Source organism: Micromonospora sp. NPDC047753, assembly GCF_040642735.1.
Classification (GTDB): domain Bacteria; phylum Actinomycetota; class Actinomycetes; order Mycobacteriales; family Micromonosporaceae; genus Micromonospora.
The window spans coordinates 1-3,080 of sequence record NZ_JBEYSL010000660.1 but is presented as its reverse complement, the minus strand read 5'-3'; the positions used below and the strand labels follow the sequence as shown (position 1 = coordinate 3,080).

The 3,080-nt window shown below is 74.4% G+C and carries 3 protein-coding genes; all 3 read left to right on the top strand.

Annotated elements, in window-relative coordinates; all coding sequences use genetic code 11:
- On the top strand, nucleotides 1-1,534 hold a 1,534-nt coding region (lnt, locus tag ABZ749_RS32720), incomplete at its 5' end, for an apolipoprotein N-acyltransferase (RefSeq protein ID WP_357234699.1).
- A 34-nt stretch (nucleotides 1,535-1,568) separates the two neighbouring features.
- Nucleotides 1,569-2,378, top strand: a complete 810-nt coding sequence (locus tag ABZ749_RS32715; protein ID WP_357234695.1) for a polyprenol monophosphomannose synthase — start codon at nucleotides 1,569-1,571, stop codon at nucleotides 2,376-2,378.
- Between the two features lie 92 nt (nucleotides 2,379-2,470).
- Nucleotides 2,471-2,989: an FxsA family protein gene (locus ABZ749_RS32710; protein WP_355007467.1), complete on the top strand. Its 519-nt coding sequence runs from the start codon at nucleotides 2,471-2,473 to the stop codon at nucleotides 2,987-2,989.
- Nucleotides 2,990-3,080 lie beyond the last annotated feature (91 nt).

The window sequence follows — 3,080 nt, the reverse complement described above, 5'->3', positions numbered from 1 at the left end:
GGTGGCGTTGCTGGCCGCCGCCGCGCACCGGCGGCGGTTGCGCGCCGGCGCCGGTCTGGGCTTCCTGACCGGGTTGGCGTTCTTCGCCCCGCTGCTGGCCTGGACGAACCTGCACACCGGCTACCTGCCGTGGGTGCTGCTGACGCTGCTGCAGGCCGGCTACCTGGCGTTGCTGGGCACTGCCACCGCCTGGGTGTCGCCGCTGGTCGACCGCGCCCGCTGGGCCTGGCCGGCGCTGACCGGGCTGCTCTGGGTCGGGCAGGAGGCGCTGCGCGACCGCACCCCGTTCGGCGGGTTCCCGTGGGGGCGGTTGGCGTTCAGCCAGGACGACTCGCCGCTGCTGCGGCTGGCCGCGCTGGGCGGCGCCCCGTTGGTCACCTTCGTCGTGGCCCTCATCGGCGGGTTGCTGGTCACCGCCGTCTGGCGGGGCTGGGCCACCGCCCAGCACCACGCACCCGAGCCCACCACCACGGCGAGCGACGCCGCGCCGGGCGCTGACAGCCCGCTGGACGGCCCCGCACGCGCCGGGGGTGCCGCCGGGGGTCGCTGGGCGCCGGTGGCCGTACCGGCCGTCGTGGCCGTCGCGCTGACCGCCGGGGCGCTGCTGGTGCCGGTCGCCTCCGCCGGGTCCGGCGCGGACGTGACCGTGGCGATCGTGCAGGGCAACGTGCCCCGGCTGGGCCTGGACTTCAACGCCCAACGGCAGGCGGTGCTCAACAACCACGTCGACGCCACCATCGAACTGGCCGAGCGGGTCGCCGCCGGGCAACAGCGGCGACCCGACCTGGTGGTGTGGCCGGAGAACTCCAGCGACATCGACCCGCTGCGCAACCCCACCGCAGGGGCGCGCATCTCCCAGGCCGCCGACACCATCGGCGCGCCGATCCTGGTCGGCGCGGTGCTGCTGGGCCCCGACGCCGGGCAGGTCCGCAACGCGGGCATCCTGTGGCACCCCGGCACCGGCGCGGACCTCGAGCAGCTGTACACGAAGCGCCACCCGGTGCCGTTCGCCGAGTACGTGCCGCTGCGCGACGTGGCCCGGATGGTCAGCAAGAAGGTCGACCTGATCCGCAACGACTTCGTGCCCGGAAGCACCCCGGGCGTGGTACGCGCCGGCCCCACCGTGCTCGGTGACGTGATCTGCTTCGAGGTCGCCTACGACGAGGTGGTCCGCGACACCGTCACCGGCGGCGCGCAACTGCTGGTGGTGCAGACCAACAACGCCACCTTCGACGTGGCGGAGGCCCGCCAGCAGATGGCCATGGTGCGGCTGCGGGCGGTGGAGCACGGACGGCCGGCGTTGATGGCCTCAACGGTCGGGGTGTCCGGGTTCGTCGCACCCGACGGGCGGGTAAGCGATGCCACCGGGTTCAACACCCGGGAGGTCGTGGTGCGGCAGTTGCGGCTCGACGACGGACGCACCCTCGCCACCCGCCTCGGCTGGTGGCCCGAGGTGGCGCTCGCCGCGCTGGCCGCGGCGGCCCTGGTCGGCGCGGCGGTGCTGCGCCGGCGGCAGCGGGTCAGGCCCGGATAGCAACAGCCGGTACACCGGCGGGAGCGGAGGAACCGTGATCCAGGCGACCGATACGATCCGACGCGCGGACGAGGTGCCCGGGGTGGGCCGGGTGCTGGTGGTGATCCCCACCTACAACGAGGCCGACAACATCGCCGTGATCGTGGGCCGCGTCCGGCGGGCCGCCCCGGCGGTGCGGATCCTCATCGCCGACGACAACAGCCCCGACGGCACCGGCGCGATCGCCGACGCCCTCGCCGACGGCGACGCGCACGTGCAGGTGCTGCACCGCCAGGGCAAAGAGGGCCTCGGCGCGGCGTACCTGGCCGGGTTCGGATGGGCGCGCGAGCGTGGCTACCAGGCGGTCGTGGAGATGGACGCCGACGGCTCGCACGCCCCGGAGGACCTGCCGGCGCTGCTGGACGCCGCCCGCGACGCCGACGTGGTGATCGGCTCCCGGTGGACCAGTGGCGCGCGGGTGCTCAACTGGCCGCTGCGACGGCTGTTGCTGTCACGCGGCGGCAACCTGTACGCGCGCCTGGCGCTGGGCATGCCCGTCTCGGACGCCACCGGCGGTTACCGGGTGTACCGGATCAGCGCGTTGGACGCCATCGACCTGGAGTCGGTGACCTCGCAGGGCTACTCGTTCCAGGTGGAGCTGTCGCGGCTGGCGCACCGGGCCGGGGTACGGATCGTCGAGGTCCCGATCACCTTCGCCGAGCGGGAGCGCGGCGACAGCAAGATGAGCCCGAAGATCGTGGCCGAGGCGCTGTGGCGGATCACCGCCTGGGGGGTGCGCGACCGGCGCCAGGCGGTACGCCGGGGCCTGCACGGCACCGCCACCGGCCAGGCACGGTGGCCGTGAGCGGGTCGGGCACGGTGGCCGTGGGCGCGGCCGTGTCATGCTGGATGAGCGGAACACGTCCGTGGTGTCCGCAGGAATGGCGATGAGGTGAGATGCGCCGAGGACTGAGGTTCGTACCGTTGGCCCTGTTGCTGGCGGTGGTGCTGGAGCTGGCGGTGTTCGTCGGCGTGGGACGGGCGCTGGGGTTCGGCGCGGCGGTGTTGCTGGTGTTCGCCGCGTCCCTGCTGGGGTTGGTCCTGCTGCGCCGCGAGGGGATGCGCGCCTGGCGTGGGTTCCGGGCAGCGGCGTCGGCCGGGCAACCCCCGGGTGGGCAGGTGACCGACGGGCTGGTCGGGCTGGCCGGGGCACTGTTGCTGGCGGTGCCCGGCCTGGTCAGTGGGCTGGTCGGGTTGCTGCTGTTGGTGCCGCCGGTGCGTCGACTGGCCCGCGTCGGGGTGCGCCGCGCCACCGAGCGGCGGGTGTCGTCGATGGTCGCCGGTGACCTGTTCGGGCCCCGCACGGTGCGGGTGCGCCAGGGTGCGCCGCAACCGACACCGCAGCCGGAACAGCCCGTGGTGGTCGACGGCGGTCGCGCCATCGAGGGCGAGATCGTCGAACCCGGCCGGCACTGACACCACCCCACACACATGACACGACGGCGCCCCCGGGCGTCGAAGGCGGCGCTCGGTGCGTCGAAGGCGAGCCGGCGGACGAACTGCAACG